Source organism: Kitasatospora sp. NPDC096147, from assembly GCF_044763225.1.
Classification (GTDB): domain Bacteria; phylum Actinomycetota; class Actinomycetes; order Streptomycetales; family Streptomycetaceae; genus Kitasatospora.
The window spans coordinates 1-4,868 of record NZ_JBIWFX010000012.1; the positions used below are offsets into that span (position 1 = coordinate 1).

General features: G+C 73.3%; 6 protein-coding genes. 4 read left to right on the forward strand and 2 right to left on the reverse strand.

What is annotated here, in order from left to right:
• Positions 1-229, forward strand: a 229-nt coding sequence (locus ACIRBX_RS29240; RefSeq protein WP_402301265.1) for a hypothetical protein, incomplete at its 5' end; no start/stop codon positions are given.
• A gap of 102 nt (positions 230-331) precedes the next feature.
• Here ACIRBX_RS29240 and ACIRBX_RS29245 read toward each other — a convergent pair.
• The gene (locus tag ACIRBX_RS29245) at positions 332-1,336 is read right to left on the reverse strand and encodes a stage II sporulation protein M (protein WP_402301267.1); all 1,005 of its coding nucleotides are present in this window, start codon (positions 1,334-1,336) and stop codon (positions 332-334) included.
• 148 nt (positions 1,337-1,484) lie between these two features.
• On the opposite strand from ACIRBX_RS29245, the gene ACIRBX_RS29250 reads away from it, so the two are divergent.
• Positions 1,485-2,501, forward strand: coding sequence for an RDD family protein (locus tag ACIRBX_RS29250; RefSeq protein WP_402301270.1), 1,017 nt, complete (start codon positions 1,485-1,487; stop codon positions 2,499-2,501).
• A gap of 7 nt (positions 2,502-2,508) precedes the next feature.
• Here the strand turns inward: ACIRBX_RS29250 and ACIRBX_RS29255 are convergent, their stop codons facing one another.
• Positions 2,509-3,141, reverse strand: a complete 633-nt coding sequence (locus ACIRBX_RS29255) for a hypothetical protein (protein WP_402301273.1) — start codon at positions 3,139-3,141, stop codon at positions 2,509-2,511.
• 89 nt (positions 3,142-3,230) lie between these two features.
• Here ACIRBX_RS29255 and ACIRBX_RS29260 point away from each other — a divergent pair, with 89 nt between their 5' ends.
• Positions 3,231-3,746 (forward strand): SigE family RNA polymerase sigma factor, encoded by a 516-nt coding sequence (locus ACIRBX_RS29260; protein ID WP_402301276.1) that lies wholly within the window; start codon positions 3,231-3,233, stop codon positions 3,744-3,746.
• Complete coding sequence (locus tag ACIRBX_RS29265; protein ID WP_402301279.1) at positions 3,746-4,747, forward strand: hypothetical protein; 1,002 nt, start codon at positions 3,746-3,748, stop codon at positions 4,745-4,747. The genes ACIRBX_RS29260 and ACIRBX_RS29265 overlap by 1 nt, the downstream gene beginning before the upstream one ends.
• Positions 4,748-4,868 lie beyond the last annotated feature (121 nt).

Sequence of the window (4,868 nt, forward strand, 5' to 3'; positions counted from 1 at the left end):
TGACTTTTGGCACGCTGTTGAGTTCTCAAGGAACGGTGGCTTCCTTCGGTCTGCCTTCCGGCAGGCCCTCCGGGCGCTTCGTTCTTTCGTGTTCTCAGCTTACCAGATCAATTTCGGCCGTTTTACCGGCTTCATTCGTTCTGAATTCCCGCTGGGAGAGGGATTTGCCGATCCGAACGGGCACTTTTCGGTGCTCACCGCGTCGGCTTGGCGTTGTCGTAGACATTAACGCCCGAGTGCGACCGTTGTCCAATCGCCTCAACCGTTCAAACCTACTAGCACACTCGGACCGCGTCAACGGTTTTTGTGGGCCGATGAGAAGACTACCAGGTCAGGCGGCTACCGGATGACGGTCCTCGCGATCGGCGACCTCCATGTCGCCGGCCTCTCCGGTGGCGGCTGCGTGGCGGCCGAGGACCAGGGCGTAGACGAGGAAGAGAACCTCGGCCACGGCGCCGATGGTGATGCGGGCCCAGGTAGGAAGGGGGGACGGGGTGATGAAGGCTTCGAGCAGGCCGCTGACGAAGAGGACGACCGCGAGGCCGATGGCCATGCCGATGACGGCGCGGCCCTCTTCGGCGAGGGCGGTGCGGCGGGGGCGGGGGCCGGGGTCGATGACCGTCCAGCCGAGGCGGAGGCCGAGGCCGGCGGCGACGAAGACCGCAGTGAGTTCCAGGAGGCCGTGCGGGAGGAGGAGGCCGAGGAAGAAGTCGAGGCGGCCGGCGGAGGACATCAGGCCGAGGGCGACGCCGAGGTTCATCACGTTGCTGATCAGGACCCAGATCACCGGGATGCCGAGCAGGACGCCGAAGATCAGGCACTGGGCGGCGATCCAGGCGTTGTTGGTCCACACCTGGGCGGCGAAGGAGGTCGCGGGGTGGTCCGAGTAGTAGGTCTCGTACTGGCCGCCGGCCTTGGTCATCTCCTGGATCTCGGCGGGGGCGGCGAGGGAGTCACGGACCTCGGGGTGGGTGGAGATCCACCAGGCGATCAGGGCGGAGAGCACGATCGAGAGCACCGCGACCGGTATCCACCAGCGGCGGGAGCGGTAGAGGGCGGCCGGGAAGCTGACGGTGAAGTAGCGGGCCGCGTCCCGCCAGGAGGAGGAGCGGCGGCCGGTCACCGCACTGCGGGCGCGGGCCACCAGGGTGGTGAGGCGGCCGACCAGGACCGGGTCGGGGGCGGTGGACTGGATCTGGGCCAGGTGGCTGGTGACGCGCTGGTAGAGGGAGACGAGTTCGTCGGCCTCCTCGCCGGTGAGTCGCCGGCGCCTGCTCAGTGTCTCCAGCCGGTGCCACTCCGCTTGGTGGGCGGCGGCGAAGACGTCCAGGTCCATGGGTGGGGCCCTCCTGATGGCTGCGGCGGTGGGGCGGGATCGGGGCTCAGCATGCCAGAGGGGTGGGCCGCCCTTCCTGTGGGTTCGGGTGGCCCGTATGTTGGCGCACTGTCGATGGTGCGGGACACGGAGTGGGTGGGGGACGGCAGTGAGCGAACTGGTCACGGGCGAGGCGGTGGTGCTCGGGCTGCGGTCCGCCAAGCTGCCGAGCCGGATGCTGGCGATCGGGCTGGACCTGGTGGCCCAGTTCCTGCTGCTGTTCGCGCTGCTGCTCGGCCTCATGGCGGGGGTCAGCGACGTGGACGAGGCGGCTGCGGCGGCGATGACGCTCGGGTCCACCATCTTCTGCCTGGTGATCCTGCCGGTGCTGGTCGAGACACTGTCCCGGGGGCGGTCGCTGGGGAAGCTGGCGCTGGGGCTGCGGGTGGTGCGGACGGACGGCGGGCCGGTGCGGTTCCGGCACTCGCTGGTACGCGGGCTGGTCGGGTTCGTGGAGCTGCTGATGCTGATGGGCGTGCCCGCGCTGATCTGCTCGATCGTCTCGCCCGAGGGACGGCGGCTCGGGGACGTGTTCGCGGGGACGCTGGTGGTGCGGGAGCGGGTGCCGGGGGCCGGGAAGGGCCTGGACGCGCTGCCGCCGGTGTCGCCGGAGCTGCTGCACGGCATCGGCGCCGGGCTGGTCGCGCTCGACCTCTCCGCGGTGCCGGACCCGCTCTGGCTGGCGATCCGTCAGTTCCTGAGCCGGCTCGGGCAGCTGGACCCGGCGGTGGCCCACGGGATGGCGCAGGAGCTGGCCGGGGACCTGGTGGCGTACACCGGGCAGGCCGCGCCGTACGGGGTGCACCCGGCGCAGTACCTGGGGGCGGTGCTGGTGGAGCGTCAACGACGGGACTGGGAACGGTCGATGGCCGCCCAGCCGCAGTACCAGCAGACCCCGCAGTACCAGCAGCCCTCGCAGTTCGGGCAGGGCCGACCGCCTCGGCCGGAGGGAGAAGTGCGGCAGCCGCTGGAGCGGGCGCAGCGCTACCAGGCGCCGACGCCGACCGGACCGCAGGCCGCGCCGCCCGCCGCTCCCCCGGCGGGCCCCCCGGCCACGGCGCCCACGGCTCCGTCGGAGACCCCGCCGGCCGCGCCCGGGGGCGGCGGGTTCGCGCCGCCGGCCTGACGGGCGGTCAGCCGGTGTACTCGGCGGGCCACTGGTTGGGCGGGGACTCCAGCTCGTCGAGCTCGATGCCCGGGGCGGCCAGCACCACGTCACCGGCCAGGTGGACGACCTGCTGTTCGCCGGTCTCCAGGTCGGCGACCTGGTAGCGCTCGACCTGGAGCGGGCCGGTGTCGGTGGGGTGGGTGTCGACGGCTTCGAGCAGCCAGCCCTGGTCGAAGGTGCGGGGGGCCAGCACCGGGTCGGTGAAGGAGACCAGGCGCAGCCGGGACGAGGCGCCGGGCTCCAGGCGGAGCAGCCGGGCGGTGGCGATCAGGAAGGCCGGGGAGGAGCCCGCGAAGGTGTGGGCCCGGTCGTGGCCCTCGGCCGCGTCGGTGCCGGAGCCGTCGGCGGCGGTGCGGACCCAGCTGACGCCGTCGAGCGCGCCGCCCCTCACCTGCCAGCCGCCGGAGCGGAGTTCGAGGCGGAGCGGGCGGTTGCGGGAGTCCAGGGTGAGGTCGGCGGTGCGCAGCACCGTGCCGTCCTCGGCGTAGGTCTTGGAGACGTAGCGCCAGCCGGCCGGGCCGGGGGCGCAGCTGAAGCGTTCCTCGCCGAGCGGGGTGCCGTCGTGCGGGTCGGTGAGTGAGTAGCGGCCGTTCGGCATGGGGGAAGCCTACGTGCAACCTTTCCGGGGCCCGGTCGCATCAGGGGGGCGACGGTGCGACGGGGCCCGTCGGAGGGGGAGATGAGGCGATGGGGACGGAGCCGCGCGACGCCGGGTTCGACGAGTACGTGGCGGCCAGGTCGGGGTGGCTGCGAACGGTGGCCTTCCTGCTCTGTGCGGACTGGCACCGGGCGGACGACCTGGTGCAGGAGTGCATCACCAAGCTGTACGTGCACTGGCCGAAGGCCCGGCGGGCCGAGAACCTGGACGGCTACGCCCGCACGGTGCTGGTGAACACCTTCCTGGCCGAGCAGCGGACCGGTTGGTGGCGGCGGACGGTCCGGCGGGCGGACCTGCCGGAGCGGCCGGCGGCGGGGCCGGACCGGGAGTCCTCGCTGGACCTTCGGCGGGCCCTGGAGGCGCTGCCGCCGAGGCAGCGGGCGGCCGTGGTGCTGCGCTACTACTGCGATCTGACGGTGGAGCAGACCGCCGAGGTGCTCGGCTGCTCGGCCGGGAACGTCAAGAGCCAGACCTCACGCGGACTGGACGCGCTGCGGCGCGTCCTGGTGCCCGGTCCCGTCGCTGCCCCCGGAGGAGAGGCGTGATGAACGACGAGCAACTGTTGGCGGCACGACTGGGGGAACTGGCGGCGGAGCCGGCTCCGGAGGCGAAGGTGAGTGTGGTGATGGCACGGACGGCAGGGCGGGAACGGCTGCGGCGGCGTCGGCTGGCCGGCGCGGCGGGGGCGGTGGCGGTGCTGGTGGCGGCCGGGGTGTTGGGCTTCGGCCTCCGGGAGGGCGGGGACGGGGCTCCGGTGCCCTCGGTCAGCCCGACCACGGGGCCGAGCTCACTGATCTCGAACGTGCGGTTCGGCTGGCTCCCGGACGACGCGACCGCGTCCCGCGGGTACCGGATCGAGGGCGGCCAGGCGTTCGCGACCGCCCAGGTGGGCGAGAACCCGCTCCCCACCTACTCGCTGACGCTGACTCCGGCCGGCTCGAAGCCGGGGGCCCGGCTCGAACCGCTGCAGTTCGGAGTCGAGATCACCGAACGGGAGGCGCCGAGGGTGAACGGCCGTCCGGCGTCCTGGCTGTCCGTCGAGCGGTTCACCGGGTCTCCGACGGAGCGGACCTACCTGCTCCGCTGGCAGGTGGCCGGCGGCCGGTGGGCCGAACTGCTCGCGGAGTACCTGCCGGACCGGCCGGAGTCCGAGCAGGAGGTGCTGCGCATCGCGGCGACCGCGGTCTTCGAGGCCGTGGAGGTGGCGCTGCCGGTGCGGATCGGCCGGGTCGGCGGGTCCGTGCGGTTCTCCGACAGTGAGCTGGTCCGGCAGGCCGGCCCCTACGCCGGCCGCTGGACGCTGACCATGCCGGTCGAGCTGGACGGCCGGACGCTCTCCCTCCAGGTGCGGCGGCACCGGCCCGAGGGATCCCCTGGGTCCCAGGAGCCCTTCGAGCCCGGCACCCCGCTCAACGCCGAGTGCCGCGTGGAGGAGTGGGTCTCGTACTGCCTCGGCGTGCCGGAGCCCAGGGAGCCGACCGCCGAGGAGCGGCCCGTCCTGCGGAAGGTGCTGGACGGCATCGAGCCGGTGCCCGGCTTCGCGTAGCCGGAACGGCCGTGGGGGGGGGGGGGGGGGGGCCGCGGGCCCCCCCCCCCCCCCGGCGCGCGGGGCGAGCGCGCCGCCGTCGGCAGGGAGCACCCCGTCGAGGGCTCCCGCCGCGCGCCGC